General features: G+C 57.7%; 11 protein-coding genes and 1 pseudogene. 7 read left to right on the forward strand and 5 right to left on the reverse strand.

Annotated elements, in window-relative coordinates; translation table 11 throughout:
* Window positions 1–84: 84 nt before the first annotated feature.
* Complete coding sequence (locus GGQ73_RS11430) at window positions 85–792, reverse strand: DUF1013 domain-containing protein (RefSeq protein ID WP_174154294.1); 708 nt, start codon at window positions 790–792, stop codon at window positions 85–87.
* A gap of 232 nt (window positions 793–1024) precedes the next feature.
* Between GGQ73_RS11430 and acs the strand changes: the two genes are divergently transcribed.
* Complete coding sequence (gene acs / locus GGQ73_RS11435; RefSeq protein ID WP_183896355.1) at window positions 1025–2983, forward strand: acetate--CoA ligase; 1959 nt, start codon at window positions 1025–1027, stop codon at window positions 2981–2983.
* A gap of 76 nt (window positions 2984–3059) precedes the next feature.
* Here acs and GGQ73_RS11440 read toward each other — a convergent pair whose 3' ends face one another.
* The gene (locus tag GGQ73_RS11440; RefSeq protein ID WP_183896356.1) at window positions 3060–4220 is read right to left on the reverse strand and encodes a fumarylacetoacetate hydrolase family protein; all 1161 of its coding nucleotides are present in this window, start codon (window positions 4218–4220) and stop codon (window positions 3060–3062) included.
* A gap of 313 nt (window positions 4221–4533) precedes the next feature.
* Between GGQ73_RS11440 and GGQ73_RS11445 the strand changes: the two are divergent.
* Both GGQ73_RS11445 and GGQ73_RS11450 read left to right on the forward strand, forming a co-directional pair.
* A pseudogene (locus GGQ73_RS11445) lies at window positions 4534–5966 on the forward strand (aldehyde dehydrogenase family protein).
* 110 nt (window positions 5967–6076) lie between these two features.
* The gene (locus GGQ73_RS11450) at window positions 6077–7051 is read left to right on the forward strand and encodes a threonine ammonia-lyase (protein WP_183896358.1); all 975 of its coding nucleotides are present in this window, start codon (window positions 6077–6079) and stop codon (window positions 7049–7051) included.
* Here the strand turns inward: GGQ73_RS11450 and GGQ73_RS11455 are convergent, their stop codons facing one another.
* Window positions 7052–8152, reverse strand: a complete 1101-nt coding sequence (locus tag GGQ73_RS11455) for an NAD(P)/FAD-dependent oxidoreductase (RefSeq protein ID WP_183896360.1) — start codon at window positions 8150–8152, stop codon at window positions 7052–7054.
* A gap of 228 nt (window positions 8153–8380) precedes the next feature.
* On the opposite strand from GGQ73_RS11455, the gene GGQ73_RS11460 reads away from it, so the two are divergent.
* Entirely contained in the window at window positions 8381–8524 is a 144-nt protein-coding gene (locus tag GGQ73_RS11460) for a hypothetical protein (protein ID WP_174154299.1), read from the forward strand.
* A gap of 57 nt (window positions 8525–8581) precedes the next feature.
* Here GGQ73_RS11460 and GGQ73_RS11465 read toward each other — a convergent pair whose 3' ends face one another.
* The gene (locus GGQ73_RS11465) at window positions 8582–9763 is read right to left on the reverse strand and encodes a M20 aminoacylase family protein (protein WP_234910947.1); all 1182 of its coding nucleotides are present in this window, start codon (window positions 9761–9763) and stop codon (window positions 8582–8584) included.
* A gap of 534 nt (window positions 9764–10297) precedes the next feature.
* Here GGQ73_RS11465 and GGQ73_RS11470 point away from each other — a divergent pair.
* The gene (locus GGQ73_RS11470; RefSeq protein WP_183896362.1) at window positions 10298–18790 is read left to right on the forward strand and encodes a GH36-type glycosyl hydrolase domain-containing protein; all 8493 of its coding nucleotides are present in this window, start codon (window positions 10298–10300) and stop codon (window positions 18788–18790) included.
* Between the two features lie 89 nt (window positions 18791–18879).
* Here the strand turns inward: GGQ73_RS11470 and GGQ73_RS11475 are convergent, their stop codons facing one another.
* The gene (locus GGQ73_RS11475; protein WP_183896364.1) at window positions 18880–19539 is read right to left on the reverse strand and encodes a YggS family pyridoxal phosphate-dependent enzyme; all 660 of its coding nucleotides are present in this window, start codon (window positions 19537–19539) and stop codon (window positions 18880–18882) included.
* Between the two features lie 193 nt (window positions 19540–19732).
* Between GGQ73_RS11475 and leuS the strand changes: the two genes are divergently transcribed.
* Both leuS and GGQ73_RS11485 read left to right on the forward strand, forming a co-directional pair.
* Window positions 19733–22363 carry a leucine--tRNA ligase gene (gene leuS / locus GGQ73_RS11480; RefSeq protein ID WP_183896366.1) on the forward strand — a complete coding sequence of 877 codons (2631 nt, stop codon included), beginning with the start codon at window positions 19733–19735 and terminating at the stop codon, window positions 22361–22363.
* Window positions 22356–22901 (forward strand): hypothetical protein, encoded by a 546-nt coding sequence (locus GGQ73_RS11485; protein WP_183896368.1) that lies wholly within the window; start codon window positions 22356–22358, stop codon window positions 22899–22901. The genes leuS and GGQ73_RS11485 overlap by 8 nt, the downstream gene beginning before the upstream one ends.
* Window positions 22902–22911: the final 10 nt, after the last annotated feature.

Here is a 22911-nt window from a genome sequence, read left to right on the forward strand (position 1 = left end):
ACGCGCCATCCGGACAAGCAGTCGATCCCGTTTGAACCAACAGAACTGTTTCCATTTAACAAAGAAACGCTCTAAGACGAGCGATCAGTAAGTGTCGTCTTCGTCGTCATCCTTACGGGTAGACTTAAGCGAGCTGAGCTTGGCAAACACGGCGTTGGCGTCGATTTCTTTTTCTTTCTCGTCTTCACGCTCATATTTGTAGCCGAGACCTTCCGTTGCTGCTGCTGGCTGCAAGGTAGCGTCAAGCTCCGCAGCTGTTGGCAATGGGCGGCCACGCGATGCGCGCTCGACTTCGAGGTCGAGGTCGATCTGACTGCATAGACCCAGCGTGACCGGGTCCATCGGCGTCAGGTTAGCAGAATTCCAATGGCTGCGATCACGAATCTGTTCGATGGTCGACTTGGTCGTACCGACGAGGCGCGAAATCTGCGCGTCCTTCAATTCGGCGTGATTGCGCACCAGCCACAAGATGGCGTTCGGGCGATCCTGACGCTTCGAGACCGGCGTGTAGCGCGGCCCACGACGCTTGGATTCGGGAACACGGACCTTCGGCTCGGAGAGCTTGATCTTGTGGTTGGGATTGGCAACCGCGCGTTCGATTTCGTCACGCGAAAGCTGTCCGGTCGAGATAGGGTCAAGACCCTTGATGCCCTGCGCGGCTTCACCGTCGGCGATAGCCTTGACTTCCAACGGATGCAGTTTGCAAAATGTCGCGATCTGCTCGAACGACAATGCGGTATTATCCACCAGCCAGACGGCCGTCGCTTTGGGCATGAGCAATGTTTGAGCCATAGATACAGTCCTTCTGTCCGTCCGCTCCGGGGGCGCGGGACGTGGATGTTAAACCACTCATTTCCGGGATATGACCGGTCTATAGCCGGATTGCATCAGAATTGCAATTCTTTGCGCAAGAAATGACCTTTGTCTAATTGCCGGATGTCCATGAACTGCTATGAATTCTGCACATGACTGGAAAATGGAGTTTCCAGTCATCATAAAGACGAATCGGCCTGAGGAGGAATTCATGTCTGCCAAAGTCTACCCGGTCCTGAAATCTGCAAGGAAGCACACGCTGATCGACAATGACCGTTATCTGAAATGGTATGGTGAAAGCGTGGAGGATCCTGAAAAATTCTGGGGCAAGCATGGCAAGCGGATCGACTGGTTCAAGCCCTATACCAAGGTCAAGAACACCTCTTTTAAGGGCAAGGTGCCAATTAAGTGGTTCGAGGACGGGCTGACGAACGTCTCGTATAATTGCATCGACCGTCACCTGAAGACCCATGGCGAGCGCACCGCGATCATCTGGGAAGGCGACAATCCCTACATTGACAAGAAGATCACCTATAACCAGCTCTACGATGCGGTGTGTCGTCTGGCCAATGTGATGAAGAAACACGGTGTCAAGAAGGGCGATCGCGTCACCATCTACATGCCGATGGTGCCGGAAGCGACCTATGCGATGCTCGCCTGCGCCCGCATCGGTGCTGTCCATTCCGTCGTCTTCGGTGGTTTCTCGCCGGATGCGCTGGCTGGCCGCATCGTCGATTGCCAGTCCACCTTCGTCATCACCTGCGACGAAGGCGTGCGCGGCGGCAAGCCCATTCCGCTCAAGGAGAACACCGACAAGGCCGTGGAGATCGCTGCGAGGCAGGATGTGAAGGTCGATAAGTTACTGGTCGTGCGCCGCACCGGCGGCAAGACCAACTGGTCACCCGAGCGCGACCTCTGGTACCATCAGGAAGTCGCCAGCGTCAAAGCCCATTGCGAACCGGCGAAGATGAAAGCGGAAGACCCGCTGTTCATTCTCTACACCTCAGGCTCCACCGGAAAGCCAAAGGGCGTGCTGCACACGACAGGCGGTTATCTGGTCTATGTGTCGATGACGCACGAATATGTGTTCGACTACCATGATGGCGATATCTACTGGTGCACCGCCGATGTCGGCTGGGTGACGGGCCATTCCTATATCGTCTACGGGCCGCTCGCCAATTGCGCGACGACCGTGATGTTCGAGGGTGTGCCGAACTTTCCCGATCAGGGCCGCTTCTGGGAAGTTATCGACAAGCATCAGGTCAACATTTTCTACACGGCACCGACCGCACTTCGCTCGCTGATGGGGGCAGGAGACGACTTCGTCAAACGCTCCTCGCGCTCAAGCCTGCGTCTTCTCGGCACCGTGGGAGAGCCGATCAACCCGGAAGCATGGGAATGGTATTACCATGTGGTGGGCGAGGATAAGAGCCCGATCGTCGATACCTGGTGGCAGACGGAAACCGGCGGTATTCTGATCACGCCGCTGCCGGGTGCGACGGACCTGAAACCCGGTTCGGCCACCCGCCCTTTCTTCGGCGTTCAGCCGCAACTGGTCGATGCCGAAGGCAAGGTCCTGGAGGGCCCCGCAGACGGAAACCTCTGCATCGCCGACAGCTGGCCGGGACAATCGCGCTCGGTCTATGGCGATCACCAGCGCTTCATCGAGACCTACTTCTCGACCTACAAGGGCAAATACTTCACCGGCGATGGCTGCCGTCGCGACGAAGACGGTTATTACTGGATTACCGGTCGTGTCGATGACGTACTGAACGTTTCCGGCCATCGGCTGGGCACAGCGGAGGTGGAATCGGCGCTCGTATCCCACAACCTCGTCTCGGAAGCCGCCGTCGTCGGCTATCCGCATGCCATCAAGGGACAGGGCATCTACTGCTACGTCACGCTGATGGCGGGACAGACCGGTGATGATGCGCTGCGCGCCGAACTGGTCAAGCATGTCCGCAATGAAATCGGTCCTGTCGCCACGCCTGACAAGATCCAGTTCTCGCCGGGCCTGCCCAAGACCCGCTCGGGCAAGATCATGCGCCGCATCCTGCGCAAGATCGCGGAAGACGACTTCGGAGCGCTCGGCGACACCTCTACCCTGGCCGATCCCGCCGTCGTCGACGACCTCATCGAAAACAGACAGAATAAGGCGGAGGCAGCGTAAGGGCACTTTTGCCACCACAAGAAACACCCGGCAACGTCTCGGTCGCCGGGTGTTTCATACGTCAGATCCTACAAAATCAGAGCAATCCGCGCTTTGCCAGATTGCGCATCAGCGCCACCGTACCAAATGTCCATGGTGGGCACTCCGATGTGCTGGCCACCCAGTTGATGAGCTTGCCCAACCTCGGTGACGAAATCTCCACACGGTCTCCCTTGGCGTGGGTAAAGCCAAGGCCCGGTCCGTGGCGATCCTTGACCGGCGCAAACATCGTTCCCAGAAAGAACACCGCACCATCGGGATATTGATGGTCGCTGTTCAAAAGCTGCGAGACCAGATTTTCCGGTGAGCGACTGATGGCCCGCATGGCGCTGACGCCGATCATGGTGAAGTCATCATCACCCTCGACAGCAAGAGAAATCTCGGCACTCTTGATGTCCTCAAGGGTAAAGCTTTCATCGAACAGGCGAATGAACGGGCCTATTGCACAGGAGGCATTGTTGTCCTTGGCCTTGCTCAACAACAGCGCGGATCGCCCCTCGAAATCGCGCAGATTGACGTCATTACCAAGGGCGGCACCAACGATGCGACCATCCGAAGTCACCGCAAGCACCACCTCCGGCTCAGGATTGTTCCATTGCGATTTCGGATGAACACCGATCAGCGCGCCGCAGCCGACCGATGACATGGGTTGCGCCTTGGAAAATATCTCCGCATCCGGGCCGATACCGACTTCGAGATATTGCGACCACAGCCCCATTTCCTGGAGCAGTGACTTGACCTCGGCGGCCTTGTCAGAGCCCGCCTCTACCCCTTTCAGATTATCGCCCAGAACGGGGACAAGCTTTTGGCGGATATCCTGCGCCCGCAGCGGATCGCCCTTAGCCTGCTCTTCGATGACACGTTCCAACATGCTATCGGCAAACGTTACGCCGGCAGCTTTTACGGCCTGAAGATCGTTGGGGGCAAGCAGTTCACCGGCGGTGCCATCCAGAAACGCATCAAGGGTGCCAAGAGCTGGGAACTCCATCACGGACGACAGTGCGATAATCAGATCAGGCTTTTCGAGGAGCTCGGAGACGGTCGGCGCCAATTTCGATAGATCGTAGAGCACACCGCCCTTATAGAGCACCGGGCATGGGCCACCATCCGACTGCGACCAGACACGGCCGATCAGAACCGCACGGTCATGGTCCTCAGGCAAAATCAAGGTCGCATCGACAATCTCTCTACTAGCCAAACTCTTTCTCCCGTTACCAATTTACACGGCCATCGTACCGACTTGCCAGCCTGTATGACAAACACAATTTTTCTGCGCACGCCCCAACGTCCATTGTTGCGGCAAGGCTCGCCACAAGGCGATATCGATGGACATTATTTGACGATGCTGCCATATGCTTGCCTTCGTCAAGAGATCATACGACATACGATTAGTGCGAGAACAGCGGCCGTGAATTCTGGTGCGCCGCCCGTCTAGCGGTGACTGAAACGTCGTTCGTAAAGAACGAAGTGGTGTGGATACCAGCTGCTTCAGCGTGAAAGGGAGCATGTTCATGAGCATCCATCAAAACCTTATCGGCGGAGAGTGGATCGAGCCGAGCCTTAGAAAAACATCAATCCGTCCGACACCGATGAGATCGTCGGTCTTTACGCGCAGGCAAGCGCAGAAGACGCCAAGCAAGCCATTGCTGCGGCCAAGGCGGCGTTTCCGGCATGGTCACGCTCCGGTATTCTGGAACGCCACGCGATCCTGAAAAAGACCGCCGACGAAATTCTTGCTCGCAAGGAAGAGCTCGGCGCGCTTTTGGCACGTGAAGAGGGCAAGGTTCTGGCAGAGGGCATCGGCGAGACCATCCGCGCCGCCCAGATTTTCGACTTTTTCGCCGGTGAAGCGCTGCGTCTGGCTGGAGAAATCATTCCCTCGGCGCGTCCGAACATCGGCGTCGAAATCACCCGCGAGCCGCTGGGCGTCATCGGTATCATCACGCCGTGGAATTTCCCGATCGCCATTCCCGCCTGGAAGATCGCCCCGGCGCTTTGCTACGGCAACACCATTGTCTTCAAGCCTGCCGAATTGGTCCCGGGTTGCGCCTGGGCCATTGTTGACATTCTGCACCGCGCCGGTCTGCCGAAGGGCGTTTTGAACCTCGTCATGGGTCGCGGCTCAGTTGTCGGTCAGGCCATGCTCGACAGCCCGCATCTGGCGGGCATCACCTTTACCGGCTCCACCGGTACCGGCCAGCGCGTCGCGGCCTCCTCTTTGCCGTTCAACCGCAAATTCCAGCTGGAAATGGGCGGCAAGAACCCCTTTGTGGTTCTCGATGATGCCGACCTCGATGTTGCCGTCGAAGCCGCCGCCAATTCCGGTTTCTATTCCACCGGACAGCGCTGCACCGCATCGTCCCGCCTTATCGTCACAGAAGGCATCCACGACAAATTCGTGGCAGCGTTGGCAGAGCGTCTGGCGAAAATCAATGTTGGCAACGCGCTGGATAAAAATACCCATGTCGGCCCCGTCGTTGATGAAAAGCAGCTGAAGCAGGACACCGATTACATCGAGATCGGCAAGCAGGAAGGCGCAAAGCTTGCGTTCGGCGGCGACGTCCTCACGCGTGACACGCCGGGCTTCTTCCTTCAGCCTGCTCTGTTCACCGAAGCCACCAACAGCATGCGCATTTCGCAGGAAGAAATCTTCGGACCTGTCGTTGCCGTCATCCGCGTCAAGAACTACGACGAGGCGCTGGCAGCTGCCAACGACACGCCGTTCGGCCTTTCGTCCGGCATCGCGACCACGAGCCTGAAGCATGCGACCCACTTCAAGCGCAATGCCGAAGCCGGTATGGTCATGGTCAATCTTCCGACCGCGGGTGTGGATTTCCACGTACCGTTCGGCGGTCGCAAGGCGTCTTCCTTCGGTCCGCGCGAACAGGGTCGCTATGCAAGCGAGTTTTTCACCACCGTGAAAACCGCCTACACGCTGGCTTAAAACGATTTACAGAAAAACAATCCCCGGCACAGTCCGGGGATTTTGCCTCTTTCCTGATGGGGATTTCTGCTTATGCTGATCTTGCAAAAACGTCAGTAAGCAGGAATGGCATGACAGATATTTCGATGATCGAGGCAGCGCGTCAGCGTATCGGCGCACATGCAATCCGCACACCCTTGCTCTCATCTCCCTTTCTGGACGAGATCGCCGGTCGAAAAATCGTCGTGAAAGCCGAATGCCTGCAACGGACAGGGTCTTTTAAATTCCGCGGTGGCTGGTCAGCCGTATCAGGCCTTGCGCCAGAGACGCGCCAGCGCGGCGTCATCGCCTTTTCGTCCGGCAACCATGCACAGGGCGTAGCGCTTGCGGCCACCTTGCACGGCGTCCCCTCCGTCATCGTCATGCCGCATGACGCACCGAAGATCAAAATCGAAAACACGAAGGCCTTTGGTGCCGAAGTGGTTTTATACGATCGCGCGAACGAAGACCGCGACGCCATTGGCGCAGCGCTCGCGCAAGAGCGCAACCTAACCCTCATCAAGCCATATGACGAACCATTGGTGATCGCCGGTCAGGCAACAGTCGGCCTCGAAATTGCCGAACAAGGCGCCGAATACGGGATCGCTGAGGCCGACATTCTCGTACCCTGCGGTGGCGGCGGGCTGACATCCGGCATTGCGCTGGCTTTGGAAGCCAGGGCACCTCGATACGCCGTCAGACCGTGTGAGCCGGAAAATTTCGATGACGTCGCCCGCTCACTGGCCTCGGGCAAAATCGAGCGGAACGACGCATTGTCCGGCTCCATCTGCGATGCGATCATTACGCCTCAGCCCGGCAACATTACGTTTCCCATCATGAAGAGCCACTGCGGCAGCGGCATTGCCGTCACAGAGGATGAGGCGTTGCGAGCCATGGTGCTGGCCTTTTTGCGGCTGAAGGTTGTCGTCGAACCCGGCGGCGCTGTAGCGCTGGCTGCAGCCCTTTTCCACGGCGCGGAACTGAAGACCGAAACTGTGATTGCTGTTGCATCCGGAGGCAATGTCGACCCAGCCATCATGGCGTCGGCATTGTCGCGTTTCGCGTGATCAGTCGAGACGACGGAATAACTCTTCGGCGATGGCGAGCGAAGCCGTCAGACCCGGACTTTCGATGCCAAACAGGTTGATGAGACCTTTGATGCCGTGAATCTCCGGCCCATCGATGCGGAAATCCATGGCAGGATCGTCCGGTCCTGAAATTTTCGGTCTGATACCGCTATAGGACGGCGACAACGCGTCATCCGGCAATCCTGGCCAATAGCGCTTGATCGCTTCGTTAAATCCGTTCGACCGTTGGGGATCGACGGTGTAATCGATCGCATCGATCCATTCGATGTCAGGTCCGAACCGGGCCTGTCCGCCCAGATCGAGCGTCAGATGAACACCCAGACCATGCGCATGTGGCGCGGGATAGATCAGATGCGAAAAGGGGCATTTGCCGGAAAGCGAAAAGTAGGAACCCTTGGCAAACCGCGCCACCGGAATGTGCGCTTCTGAAAGCCCATCTATTTGCCGTGCTACCTGCGGGGCGAAGAGGCCCGCCGAATTGATGAGGCTTCGGCAGGCCAGTTGCATCGGCTCTTCACCACCCACGAAGACCTTGAAGCCATAGCTTGTGTGCTCGGCGCGCAGGAACGGCGCGCGATATGCGACCGAAGTACCAGCGTCTTCCGCGTCACCAAGAAGGGCCAGCATGTAGCCATGACTGTCGATGATACCGGTAGAGGGCGATAGCAGAGCCGCTTCGCAGGAAAGGACGGGCTCGATGTTGCGTGCCTCCTCGCTGCCGATCAATCTGAGGTCGTCGCAGCCATTGACATTTCCACGATGATGCAGGTCCTCGAGAGTGACAATTTCTGTTCTATTGCTTGCCACGATCAGCTTGCCGCAGCGGCTATGCGCTACCCCGTGGCTTTCGCAGAAAGCATAGAGCTTCGGCCTGCCCTCGACGCATAGTCGCGCTTTCAGGCTGTCTTTCGGATAATAGAGACCGGCATGGATGACCTCGCTGTTGCGCGACGAGGTATGCGTGCCGAAGGCGCCTTCCTTTTCCAGCACGATGACCGACATGCCAGCCTGTGCCAGATGTCGTGCTGTCGAAAGGCCAATGGCCCCCGCTCCGATGATGATGACATCGATATCAGTCAATGCGTCCAAACGTTAATTGAGTGTTGAACCGGAAGTGACGTTGCGCGTTGCTATCAACAGATTGGGTAGATCGATGCGTGTTGGGAGGCAAGTCGCGATCTGTATTTTCTCCGATGAGACCCAGTTATAGAATTTTATCTCTACAGAAAGACTGGGGAATAGCGATATTCTCATGGTCAGAAACAACAAGGCCGGATCATCCGGTCAACGTCAACGAGGGAGGATGCGATGTCTTATTCCAAGTCTGGAAAAATCAGAGATTTTACGCCATCGTCTGCACAGCCGATCGGCTGGCAAGCTGCACTCCACACCGCCATTGTTGGATTGTGCTTTGCCTTTGTCGCGGCGGTTATCTTCGGTCTGGTACCCTGACACCTCCCAATAGAACCGATAAAAAGGCTTCCATCCGGAAGCCTTTTTCTTTTGCGTCTACCTTGCCTTTAGAAAATCCTCGGCAAGTTCCACCCAGAAGGCCGTGCCGATTGGCAATATGTCGTCGTTGAAATCGTATTTCGGGTGATGCAGCGGCGGGTCGTTTTCCGTGCGCTTGGATCCGAGAAAGAAATAAGCGCCGGGTCGCTCTTCCAGCATATAAGCAAAATCCTCCGCTCCCATGGTTGGACGCGGCATCTCTACGACCTTGTCCGACCCTGCAAAGCGCGTCGCGAGATCCGCAATATAATCGGCTTCGCGTTTGTGGTTGACGGTCGGATTGTATCCACGCTGATAATCAAGCGTGACACTCATTCCGTAGCTGGCGGCTTGCCCCTCTGCGATCAATCGGATGCGCTTTTCGAGCTCGTCACGCGCCTGCGGGTCAAACGAGCGGATGGTCAACAACATCTCTGCCTTTTCTGGAATGACATTACTCGCGATTCCGGCATGAAATGCACCCACCGTCACCACTGTCGGCGTGATCGGGTGAATGTTACGCGACACAATGGTCTGCAATGCCATGATGATGCTTGCTCCGGCGACGATGGGGTCGAGAGCGCTTTGCGGCTCCGCGCCGTGGCCACCATAGCCGTTGACGGTGATCTTACACTCATCGACCGCCGCCATGATCGGCCCGTCGCGCAACACGAAATGCCCAAAGGGCAGGCTGGGGTCATTATGGAGCGCAAACACGGCATCGCAGGGAAAGCGCTCGAACAGGCCATCCTCGATCATGATGCGAGCACCGCCGAAATTTTCTTCCGCGGGCTGAAAAATCAGATGCAGCGTACCATCGAAATGGCGCCGCTGGGCAATGATTTTGGCCGCTCCCAGCAACATCGCTGTGTGTCCGTCGTGGCCGCAGGCATGCATGACACCGGGATTTTGGCTGACATATTCCACGCCAGTTTCTTCATGAATGGGAAGCGCGTCGATATCGGCACGAATGCCCAGGGAACGTTGGCCGTCACCATGTTTCAACGTCGCGACGATGCCCGTTCCGGCCAGACCACGGGTCACCTCATACCCCATCTCCTCCAGTTTCAACGCCACGAAATCTGACGTCTTGAACTCTGATAGTCCGATTTCCGGGGTGCGGTGAAGGTGGTGACGGATCGCCACCACTTCGGGCATGTGGTTGGCAAAAGAGGTATCGGTCTTGGTGTGCATCGTCATATTTCAGGTCCGGTCGCATCGATGGTTATCGATATCTGCATAGCAGCATACGCTCACGGTCGAAAGACCGGACGATCGGGCACGGCATTCGCCGCTTGCACATAAAGTCGACAGGTGGCATGGAACAGATAGCGCCTTTTAATCATTCCACCCCTCAGGTTGCCTCCACATTTTTTAGGAGCGCATATCGCGGGGCCTCAGGACAAGATCGGATAGGCAAAGCATGACGTGTTTCGCTTTGGGGGAGTCTGCGACGTGTTTCATGAGTGCGACATCGCGATGCCGCGACGAGCCCGACGTCTCACATTCACCCACCAGAGCCGTTGACGGCATGCTCCCCTGGCGCAAAAAATCGCCATGTTGGTAAGCAAGCTGAATTCCCGAAGATCATCGCCCGCTGGTTCGCGATGGTTCAGCAAAGGTTCAGGATCAGCACGAGATAAAGCTGCCAAGTTGTTTCGATCCCTAAAAGCAATCTGAAACAAATCCCGGTTAAGACAAGCCACCCCTCACAAGAGTGCAGAATACGAGCCGATGTCATTTCATATTACGCCGACCGCCGCCGCCCGTGATTCAGAAACAAAGCAGATCGATCACAATGATTCGATTCGTTCCGCATACTTCACGATTGAGGAGTTGAGGGACTGCGGAGCCGAGCTTTCCAAATCCGGTGCCCAGGACCTTCCAGGTTTCATGGAGTTCGATTTCTTCGCGCGCCATCGTGAAAACGAAAAGGAAATCCTACGCGTTTATCGTTCGACAGCCGTGGATTCTGAAAACGGCGCAACGATCACGCCCGCCGCCGAGTGGCTGTTGGACAACCATTATGTGATCGAAGAAGCCATCCAGGAGGTCCGCCGCGACTTCCCGCGCAAGTTCTATCGTCAGCTACCGACTGTGAAGATTGGCAACTCGACGATACCGCGTGTCATGGCACTCGCCTGGATCTACGTTGCCCATACGCACAGCACGATTTCACGCGAAAGCATGACGGCGCTGGTCGAAGGCTACCAGACATCGAAAACCCTCCAGATCGGCGAGCTCTGGGCGTTACCATCCATCCTGCGGTTCGTCCTGATCGAAAATCTACGCCGTATCTCCATCCGCGTCGAGCGCTCGCGCCGGATGCGCCAGAAGGCAAACGAGGTCGTTGACGAGATCATCCGCCTCAACGATGCCGACGCGTCGGCTGCCTTGCTCAAGCAGATCGAATCTCTCGTCAGCGACCCGACTTTTTCCACTCAGTTCCTCTATCGCCTCAGAAACGGTTCCCAGACATCTGGTTTTGCGCTGAACTGGCTGGAAGAGCGCCTGAGCAGCATCGGCACAGACGCCGAAAACATCATGATGGCGGAGCATAATCGCCTTGCGTCCGGCAATGTGACGATGGGTAACATCGTCAAGAGCCTGCGCGAAATCGACGACACGGAGTGGTCGGTCTGGTTCGAGGAAGTCAGCCATATCGACAAGGTTCTGCGCGAGCAGACCGATTATGAAACGCTGGATTTCGGTTCGCGCAACACCTATCGCAACACTGTCGAACTTCTGGCGCGTCGTTCACCCAAGACGGAAATCGACGTGGCGCAGGCCGCCGTCGATATGGTCACGGACGCCGCCAATTCCAGCGAAAAACAGCCGCATGCGCCCAATGTCGGAAGTTTCCTGATTGGTGAGCGTCGTGAAGAGCTGGAAAGAAAAATCCAGTACAATCCGCTTGTCTCGCAACGCATCGTTCGCTTTATGAGAAAATTCAACTGGGTGTCCGTTGCGGTCCCGGTTATCGCACTGACGGCCTTGGCGCTGGTCATCGTCGGCTGGTTTTTGGCAGACGCTGGCATGCCGTGGTATGTCATTGCGGCGTTTTTGCTGATGTTCGCTCTGCCTGCATCGGAAGGTGCCACGGGACTGCTCAACACGGTGGTGACGTCTTTTGTCAAACCGTTTCGTCTTGTTGGCTATGAGTTCAAGGAGGGTATTCCCAAGGATGCCTGCACGCTTGTAGCGGTGCCCTGCATGATCACCAGCCGCGACAGCGTCGACGAGATGATCCGCAACATCGAGGTGCATTACCTTGCCAACCCGCACGGTGAAATTTATTTCTCGCTGATCAGCGACTGGCGCGACGCACCCTATGAGCAGTCACCCGAGGATGTCGAAATTCTCGAATATGCCAAGCGCGAAGTGGCAGCTCTCAGCGCCCGTTATGCCTTTGATGGCAAGACACGCTTTTTCCTGCTGCACCGCCGACGCCTCTACAATCCGGCAGAAGGCAGCTGGATGGGCTGGGAACGCAAGCGCGGCAAGCTGCATGAACTGAACATGCTGCTGCGCGGCGACAAGGACACGACCTTCCTCAACGGCGCCAATATGGTGCCGGCCAACGTCAAATATGTCATGACGCTGGATGCCGACACGCGCCTGATGCGCGATGCCGTGACCAAGCTCGTCGGCAAGATGCATCACCCGATCAACCGCCCGGTGCATGACCCCGAGACTGGCCGTGTGATCCATGGTTACGGCCTGCTTCAGCCACGGGTGACGCCGTCACTCACCACCGGCAAAGACGCCTCCGTCTTCCAACGCGTCTTCTCCATCAACCGCGGGATCGACCCGTACGTCTTTACGGTTTCAGACGTCTATCAGGACCTGACATCCGAAGGAACGTTCACCGGCAAGGGCCTTTACGATGTGGACGCTTTTGAGAAAGCCCTGAAGGGGCGTATCGATGAAAACGCCGTCCTGTCGCATGACCTTCTTGAAGGCTCGTTTGCCCGTTGCGCTCTGGTGACGGATGTCGAGCTGGTAGAAGACTTTCCGACCCGTTATGAAGTCGAAGTGTCGCGTCAGCACCGCTGGGCGCGTGGCGACTGGCAGTTGCTTCCCTACATCATGGACATGAAGCGCGGCGTGACCGGCATTGGTCGCTGGAAGATGATCGACAATCTTCGCCGGTCGCTGACCCCGATCGCCTGGTTTGCCGCGTCGGTTCTCGGCTGGTATTTCATGGGCCCGGTCGGCGCATTGATCTGGCAGATTCTATTGATCTTCTCGCTGTTCGTCGCACCAACAATTTCTCTGGCAGCGGGCCTCGTGCCACGTTCCACCGATATTGTACCGCAGGCGCATTTCCACACGCTTTGGTCTGAAATCCGGGCCACCAACGCACAGGTTGCCCTGCGCATCGTCTTCATCGCCGATAGTGCCTGCATGATGGCGGACGCCATCGTCCGCTCGCTCTATCGCCTGTTCGTCAGCGGCAAGCTGATGCTGGAATGGCGAACGGCGGCGAGCATCCAAGGCAGCGCCCAGGGTAGCATTTTCGATTATTACCGACAGATGTGGCACGCGCCCGTCGTCGCCCTGATCGGCCTCGCCTTCGCAGCCCTTCCTGGCGATAACGCCTTCTTGGTGGGCCTGCCTTTTGCCTTGCTGTGGGTCTTTTCGCCAGCAGTGGCGTGGTTCGTCAGCCAGTCTGCCGAAACCGAAGATCGTCTGTTCGTATCGGAACACGTGTCGAGCGAATTGCGCAAGATCGCTCGCCGGACATGGCGCTATTACGAAGCCTTTGTCACTGCAAACGAGAACTATCTGCCGCCGGACAACTATCAGGAAACACCTGAGCCGATGGTTGCCAGCCGTACCTCGCCTACCAATATCGGCGTCTATCTGCTTTCGGTGATCTCTGCCCGTCAGTTCGGCTGGATCAGTTTTTCTGAAACCGTCGAGCGGATGGAAAAGACGATCGAGACAGTCGAGAAGATGGAGAAGTATCGTGGCCATCTCTACAACTGGTATCACACGGACACGCTCCAGACGCTGGGTCCAAAATATGTCTCGGCAGTCGATAGCGGTAACCTCGCCGGTCATCTGATCGCCATTTCCTCGGCATGCCGCCAGTGGGCGGAAGCGACGTCGGCTCATCTTCAAGGCAACCTCGATGGCATCGGCGACGTCGCCGGTATCTTGCGCGAAACGCTGAAGGAACTGCCGGACGACCGCAAGAACCTGCGTCCGCTGCATCGTCGCTTGGAGGAGCGCATCATCGGGTTTTCCAACGCCTTGGCCTCCGTCAAGCGCGAGCACGAGTTCGCTTCCATCCGTGTCATCAACCTGGCCGTTCTCGCCCGCGACATTCAAAAACTGGCATCCAACCTCAATCTCGAGGTCAAGAACGAACAGAGTGCCGAGATCACGCGCTGGGCGCAGTCGCTTGTCGATTGCTGCGAGGCGCATATTTCCGACAGCGCGTTTGATCTTTCCACGATCGATCCGCTGCGTGACCGCCTGATGTCGCTTCAGGAACGCAGCCGCGATCTTGCTTTCACGATGGATTTCGCCTTCCTCTATCGCAAGGATCGCCGTCTTCTTTCCATCGGTTACCGCGTGGACAGCAAGGAACTGGACGAAGCCTGCTACGACCTTCTGGCATCCGAATGCCGCCTCACCAGCCTGTTTGCGATTGCCAAGGGCGATCTTCCGACAGAACATTGGTACCGCTTGGGACGTCAGGTCGTGCCCATCGGCGCGCAAGGCGCGCTGGTGTCCTGGTCCGGCTCGATGTTCGAATACCTCATGCCACCGCTCGTCATGCAGGAGCGTCACGGCGGTATTCTGAACCAGACCAACAATCTGATCGTCAAGGAACAGATCAGCCACGGACGCCGTCTCGGCACGCCGTGGGGCATTTCCGAAGCGGCCTTTAACGCTCGCGATCACAATATGAACTACCAGTACACCAACTTCGGTGTGCCGACGCTCGGCCTCAAGCGTGGTCTGGGCCAGAATGCCGTGATCGCGCCCTACGCCTCCATCCTTGCGTCGCAATACGATCCGGATGCAGCTCTCGAAAACCTCGAGAAGTTACGCAAGCTGGGTGCACTCGGCCAGTATGGCTTCCATGATGCGGTCGACTTCACGCCGACCCGCGTACCGGATGGCAAGGTCTGTGCCGTCGTCTACAACTACTATGCCCACCACCATGGCATGTCGATTGCAGCCGTTGCCAACGTCGTTCTCGACGGTGTGTTGCGCGAACTGTTCCACTCCGATCCTGTGATCGAAGCGGCCGAATTGTTGCTTCAGGAAAAAGCGCCGCGCGAAGTCCCTGTGATGAGTGCCAAATACGAGCCGGAAACACCCGGCAAGGAACAGGCAGACCTGTTGCGCGCAGAGGTGCGGACCATCGCCGATCCTGCCGTACGTGACCGTGAGGTCGTATTCCTGTCGAATGGTCACTACTCGACCATGCTGACGGCAACGGGGGCGGGTTATTCCAAGTGGAATGGCCTGGCCATTTCGCGCTGGAAGGCTGATCCGACCGAAGATCGCTGGGGTACTTTCCTGTTCCTGCGCGATACGGCATCGGGCGAATGGTGGAGCGCCACCGCAGAACCGCGTGTTGCCGAAGGTGAAAAGACCAAGACGGTCTTCACCGACGACAGAGCCGAATTCCACAAGACGGTGGGCGACCTGCAAAGCGTGGTCGAATGCATCGTTGCTACCGAGCACGACGCCGAAGGCCGTCGCGTGACCCTTCTCAATGTTGGTTCCGAAGACCGCTACATTGAAGTGACCTCCTATATGGAGCCCGTTATCGCCAATGATGACGATGATAGCGCTCATCCGCTGTTCTCGCGCATGTTCGTGCAGACCGAAATTGGTAAGCGTGGCGATGTGATTCGCGCCTGGCGCAACAAGCGAAGCCCAAGCGAACCCAGCACGGTCATCGCGCATCTGGCAGCCGACAATGCTGGCCCTTCCCGCCCGACCGAATTCGAAACGGATCGCGCCAAGTTCCTCGGCCGTGGCCGGTCGCTGGGTGAAGCGGCAGCCTTCGATCCGGGTGCGACCTTGTCGGGAATGGACGGTTTCACGCTCGACCCGATCTTGTCTTTGCGCCGCGTCGTGCGCGTGCCTGCCGGCAAGAAGGTCAGCGTCATCTTCTGGACCATCGCTGCACCAAGCCGCGAAGACGTAGACAAGGCGATCGACCGTTATCGTCATCCCGATGCCTTTGCGCATGAACTCGTGCATGCCTGGACCCGCACCCAGGTACAGATGCGCCACGTGGGCGTGTCGTCGCAGCAGGCTGCGGCCTTCCAGCATCTCGCCCGCTATCTCGTCTATCCAGACATGCACCTGCGCGCAGATGCAGATACGCTGAAAACGGGTCTAGCCTCGCAGCGTTCGCTCTGGCCACTGGCGATCTCCGGCGATTTCCCGATCTTCAGCCTTCGTATCAACGACGATATGGACATGGATATTGCCCGCGAAGCCCTGAGTGCGCATGAATATTTGCGCGCTCGTGGTGTCATCTTCGATCTCGTCATCGTCAATGAACGCGCCGCGTCCTACGCTCAGGATATGCAGCACGCGCTGGACTTCATCTCCGAAGCGCAGCGTCGCATCAATCCCGCCGACGGTGGCAGACAGCATGTGTTTTCCGTACGTCGTGACTTGATTGACGAAGAAACATGGACGGCTTTGCTGGCAGCGTCCCGTGTCGTCCTCCACGTACGCAACGGCAAGATCGTCGATCAGGTCAACCGTGCCGTCTCGTTGTTTGCAGCCCATCGTGGGCCTGAAGGCAGCGAATTGGCCGGCGCGCGCCTTCCTGCCAAGGTTTTCCCGGTCGCAGAAGCGATCGAAGATGCCCAGGATCTGGATTTCTGGAACGGCTTCGGTGGCTTCACCAAGGCTGGCGACGAGTATGTTGTGCGTCTGCACGGTGGTCAGGCCACACCGCAGCCGTGGATCAACGTCATCTCCAACGAACGTTTCGGCTTCCATATTTCTGCCGAAGGCGCCGGTTTCACCTGGAGCCGCAACTCGCGTGACTACCAGCTGACGCCATGGAGCAACGATCCGGTCGTCAACCGACCAGGTGAAGCGATCTACGTCGCAGATATCGAAAACGGTAAGGTGCATTCGCCCTTTGCAGCGCTGTCACGCAACCCGGAAGCGGTTTTCGAAACCCGTCACGGCCTGGGTTACTCGGTGTTCAGAAGCGTCGAAGACGGTCTTGACATCGAGGTAACGCAGACCGTCGATCGCGAAAAACCGGTCAAGCTGTCGCGACTGACCGTGCGCAATGTCGGCACCCAGAACCGCCGCTTGCGGACCTATGGATACGTCGAATGGGTCCTTGGCAACAACGCACAAAAGTCGGCACCTTTCATCCTCAGTACGCATGACGAGGAAACCGGTGCGCTGTTTGCATCCAACCCTTACAGCATCGACTATAACGCCCGTGCCGCCTTCCTCTCGATGGAAGGTCCAGCGAACGCCTTTACCACCAGCAAACGGGAGTTCATCGGCCGCTACGGCTCGATCTATGCGCCGCAGGCGGTCGTCTCGGGTACAGCTCTTTCCGGCAGCCTGGAGCTGGACGGTGCTCCGTGCGCCGCCATCATGCAGGAAATTCATCTGAAACCCGGTGAAGAACGTCATGTCATGTTCTATCTGGGGGATGCCGACAGTGCGGATGAGGCGCGCGCCGTGGTCAATGACATCCGCCAGTCGGACTTCGACGCGGTGCTCAAGGCCAACAAGGACTTCTGGAAGGGCTTTACCGGCCAGTTGCAGGTGTCCACGCCGGATGCCGGCTTCAACCACATGGTCAACAGCTGGTTGCCCTATCAGGCGCTCGCTTGCCGCATTCTGGCACGAACCGCGTTCTATCAGTCGAGCGGTGCCTTCGGCTTCCGCGATCAGTTGCAGGATACGCTGGCATTCCTCCTCTACCAGCCGCAGCTTGCCCGCGAACAGATCCTGCGCGCAGCCGGACGCCAGTTCGTAGAGGGTGACGTCCAGCATTGGTGGTTGCCATTGACGGGCGCAGGTGTGCGCACAACCATCTCGGATGACGTAGTGTGGCTCGCCTATGCAACTCATCAGTATATCTCCGCAACTGGCGACAAGGCGATCCTCGAAGAAGACGTTGCGTTTCTGAAGGGCCAGGCTTTGACGCCTGGTCAGCACGACGCCTTCTTCCAGCCGGAAACCAGCGAAAAGACGGCAACTCTTTACGAGCATGCCGCGCTGGCGCTTGATCTTGCCATCCATCGCACCGGCGAAAACGGCCTGCCGCTCATTCTGGGTGGTGACTGGAACGACGGCATGAACCGTGTCGGCGTGGCGGGCAAAGGCACCAGCGTCTGGCTCGGCTGGTTCCTCGCAGGCACCTTGCGCGACTTCATCGAAATCGCGCAGGAACGTCGTGATCTCGACCGGGTCGAAAAGTGGAAGACACACCGCGACAAGCTGCGGGCAGCACTCGAAACCGCTGGCTGGGACGGCGAATACTATCGTCGTGGTTACTTCGATGATGGTACGCCGCTCGGCTCCATCACAAGCGAGGAATGCCGCATCGATTCGCTGGGCCAGAGCTGGAGCGTGCTCTCCGGCGAAGGCGAAGAGAAGCGTTCCGTTCAGGCCATGGACGCGGTCATGAAGGAACTCGTCGATGAAGAGACAGGCATCATCCGCCTCTTCACGCCGCCATTCTCCCGCTCCCCGCAGGACCCGGGCTACATCAAGGCCTATCCGCCGGGCGTGCGTGAAAATGGTGGACAATACACCCATGCTGCAACTTGGGTCGTCTTGGCACTGGCAAAACTGGGCCGCAGCGAAGATGCATGGAAGTGCTTTTCGCTTCTCAACCCGGTCAATCACGCCCTCGACCGCCCGTCGTCGGAAACCTACCGTGTGGAACCCTATGTGGTCACGGCAGACGTTTACGGCGCGGGCGCCTACGAGGGACGTGGTGGCTGGAGCTGGTACACTGGCTCTGCCGGTTGGCTTTACCGCGCGGCCGTTGAAGGTATTCTCGGCATCACGCGCGTCGATGGAAAACTGCACATCGCACCGTCATTGCCGCAGGCTTGGGATGGTTTCTCGGCAAAGATCACCCTGGAAGGCGTGGTCCGCGAGGTCGCCGTGAAGCGAAATGAAGACACATCGGATATCGACGTCTTGATCGACGGAACGCCGGTGACCGCCAGTGGCAAGGCAATTGCCTTCGATTGACGCGTTCTGCCGCTTTGGCCACACCGTTCAACAAAAAGCCCCGGCATTGCGAGATGCCGGGGCTTTTTCTATGATCGAATAAAGCGCGATCATCGGGTCCCGAAGATCGCCGATCCCACTCGCACACTCGTTGCACCGAATTCGATGGCCGTCTCGAAATCACCGGACATCCCCATCGACAGCTTTTCGAGGCCACATCCCCTTGCAAGTTTTGCCAGAAGTGCAAAATGCGGGCCGGGATACTCGTCTGCTGGCGGGATGCACATCAGACCTTCGACATTCAGCTTCAACACATCGCGGCACATGGTGACGAAAGCCACCGTCTCACGCGGATCGATGCCCGCCTTTTGCTGCTCCATTCCGGTATTGACCTGGACATAGAAGCGGAGCGCCTTTGCCTGCTTGCTGCATTCGTCGGCAAGTGCCCGGGCAATTTTTTCGCGATCAACGGTCTCGATGACGTCGAACAACGCCACCGCATCGGCCGCCTTGTTGGACTGCAGGGGGCCAATCAGATGCAGTTCGATGCCACCTGTCTTTTCTTTCAGTGCTGGCCATTTGCCCTGCGCTTCCTGCACCCGGTTTTCACCAAATATGCGCTGGCCGCAATCGATCACGGGCTGGATCATGTCGGCATCGAAGGTTTTCGAGACAGCCACGAGGTTGACGCTACCAGTCTCCCGGCCCGCTTTTTCCGCAACCCCCGCAATCCTCTGCGTGACGTCTTCAAGGCGCGCTTCGATTTCCATATCAAACCCTCACTTTAGCAAGCAATAGGGGTTTCAGTAGCCGCCGCTTGCCTTGATGCCAAGCAACAATGTCACCATTTAAACGCTGCTGATCAAGATTGCGCCATCGCACGCCCTGCCAAACTTGACGCATAGGCCGTTTCGTGGTGAAGGTCAGCGCGAATTTTCCCCTTGATACCCGGATTTCAGAAGTATGGCCATCGAACGTTATAATCCTCGCGACGCCGAGCCGCGCTGGCAGCAAAAATGGAACGAAGACAATGTCTTCGTGACGGACAACAGCGATCCACGCGAGAAATATTACGTTCTTGAGATGTTTCCATATCCATCGGGCCGCATCCACATGGGCCATGTACGAAATTACGCGATGGGTGACGTGGTGGCGCGTTACAAGCGCGCGCGCGGCTATAACGTTTTGCACCCCATGGGCTGGGACGCCTTCGGCATGCCCGCCGAAAATGCAGCCATGCAGAACAAGGTTCATCCCAAGGAGTGGACGTACCAGAACATCGCAACGATGCGCGGCCAGTTGAAATCCATGGGTCTGTCTCTGGACTGGACCCGCGAATTCGCCACCTGCGATGTGGAATATTACAGCAAGCAGCAGGCGCTGTTCATCGACTTCATGGAAAAAGGTCTGGTTTACCGCAAGCAGTCCAAGGTCAACTGGGACCCTGTCGATCATACGGTTCTGGCCAATGAACAGGTGATCGATGGTCGCGGCTGGCGCTCGGGTGCGCTGGTGGAACAGCGGGAACTGACGCAATGGTTCTTCCGCATTACCGATTTCAGCCAGGATTTGCTGGATGAGCTGGACCAGCTCGACCAATGGCCGGAAAAAGTTCGTCTGATGCAGAAGAACTGGATCGGCAAATCGGAAGGCCTGTCGCTGCGCTGGCAGACAGTTGCCTCCACCGCGCCCGCGGGCTTTGACGACATTACCGTATATACGACGCGCCCTGACACGCTGTTCGGCGCATCGTTCCTTGCCATTGCAGCCGACCATCCGCTCGCAAAAAAGCTGTCCGAAAACAACGCCGAACTGGCCGAATTCTGTGACGAGTGCCGCCGTCAGGGCACGTCCCTGGCTGCGTTGGAAACGGCGGAAAAGCGCGGCTTCGACACCGGCGTCAAGGTCACGCATCCGCTCGATCCGTCTTGGGAACTGCCAGTTTACATCGCCAATTTCGTGCTGATGGATTACGGTACCGGCGCTATCTTTGGATGCCCGTCCGGCGACCAGCGCGATCTGGATTTCGCCCGCAAATACGATTTGCCTGTGGTCGCCGTGGTAATGCCAGAAGGCGAGAATGCCGAGACCTTCACGGTCGATGATACGGCTTACGTCGATGACGGCGTGATGATCAATTCGCAGTTCCTGAACGGCATGACGACGAAGGATGCCTTCGAGGCGGTCGTATCGAAACTGTCGGCACAGACGCTCGGCAACGAGCCACAGGCAGAGCGCAAGGTCAATTTCCGTCTGCGCGACTGGGGCATTTCCCGTCAGCGCTACTGGGGTTGCCCGATCCCGGTCATCCATTGCGAAGTCTGTGGTGTCGTGCCTGTCCCGAAGAAGGATTTGCCGGTCAAGCTGCCCGACGATGTGACGTTCGATGTGCCCGGCAATCCGCTGGATCGTCACCCCACATGGCGTCATGTCTCTTGCCCGCAATGCGGCCACGATGCCCGTCGGGAAACCGATACGATGGATACGTTCGTCGACTCGAGCTGGTATTTCACGCGCTTTACAGCTCCCTGGGAAGAACAGCCGACCGATCCGAAGGTTGCCAATCGCTGGCTGCCGGTCGATCAGTATATCGGCGGCATTGAACATGCGATCCTGCATCTGCTCTACTCGCGCTTCTTCACCCGCGCCATGAAGGCCACCGGCCATGTGGATGTGAAGGAGCCCTTCAAGGGTCTGTTCACGCAGGGCATGGTGGTGCACGAGACCTACCGTCTTGGCGAAGGCCAGAACGGACAATGGGTCGTGCCTGCCGATATCCGCATCGAGGAAACCGACGGCAAGCGCCGCGCCTTCCTGCTGTCTGGTGGTGACGAGGTTCAGATCGGCTCCATCGAGAAGATGTCGAAGTCGAAGAAGAACGTGGTCGATCCGGACGATATCATCGCATCCTATGGTGCCGATACCGCGCGTTTCTTCGTACTGTCGGATAGCCCCCCAGAGCGCGACGTCATCTGGTCGGAAGCCGGTGTCGAGGGCGCGCACCGCTTCGTACAGCGCGTCTGGCGCATCATCGGTGAAGCCGCCGAAGAATTGAAGTCCGTCAGGCCCGCGCCTGCAAGCGAGGGTGAAGGTCTGACTGTTTCCAAGGCGGCCCACAAGACGCTGAAGGCGGTTCAGGACGATCTGGACAAGCTGGCCTTCAACAAGGCGATTGCCCGCATCTATGAGCTGGTCAACACGCTGGCGGGTCCTTTTGCCGAGATTGCCAAGGGCGGCGAACCGGAAGCCGCCAAGGCAGCCGCCCGTGACGCCGCTGAAATTCTCGTACGCCTGATCGCGCCCATGACGCCCCATCTGGCTGAGGAATGCTGGATGGCGCTCGGTAATGAAGGTCTTGTTGCTCAAAGCGCCTGGCCTGAATTCGTACCCGCTCTCACGCAAGAAAATGACGTGGTCATGCCGATCCAAATCAACGGCAAGAAGCGTGGCGAATTGACAATCACGCGCGATGCGGATCAAGATGCCGTCCGCGCAGCTGTGCTTGAACTGGATGTCGTCAAATCGGCGCTATCAGGTGCTGCACCCAAGAAAATCATTGTGGTTCCACAGAGGATTGTGAACATTGTTGTTTGATGCCTATTCCAGATGGGGCCGCATAGCAGCCACAATCTCCATCGTTTTGTTCGCTGGCGTCCTTGCGGGCTGCCAAGTGCGCCCGCTCTATGGTGAAGCCTCCGGCACCCGCCAGAAGCTGGAAAGCGTCAGCTTTACAGGTGCCAACGATCGCATCACGCAGGAAGTGCGCAATCGCCTGATTTTCCTTGCTTACGGAGGCGAAGGCGTCCCGAAGACGAAGGACTATATGGTCAACTTAACGGTCAGCTCTTCCGCAACATCGACGGAAGTGACCGACGACACAAGCCTTTCGATCAGCCGCAATAACTATGATGGTCCTTATCCGGGACGCGTCAGCATGAGCGGCACCTACGTGATTACCCGCGTGTCAGATGGCAAGGTTCTGCGTACCGCCACCCGAGCCGTGACTGCCATGCTTGATCTGCCACAGCAGGAATTCGCCAAGATTCGCGCCATTCGCGATGGTGAAAACCGGGCAGCACGGGAGCTTGCCGAGATCATCGGTACGGACATCGCTGCCACACTCAGCCGCTGAGCTCCGTTTC

This window comes from Rhizobium skierniewicense (genome assembly GCF_014196515.1).
In the GTDB taxonomy this organism is placed as follows: domain Bacteria; phylum Pseudomonadota; class Alphaproteobacteria; order Rhizobiales; family Rhizobiaceae; genus Agrobacterium; species Agrobacterium skierniewicense.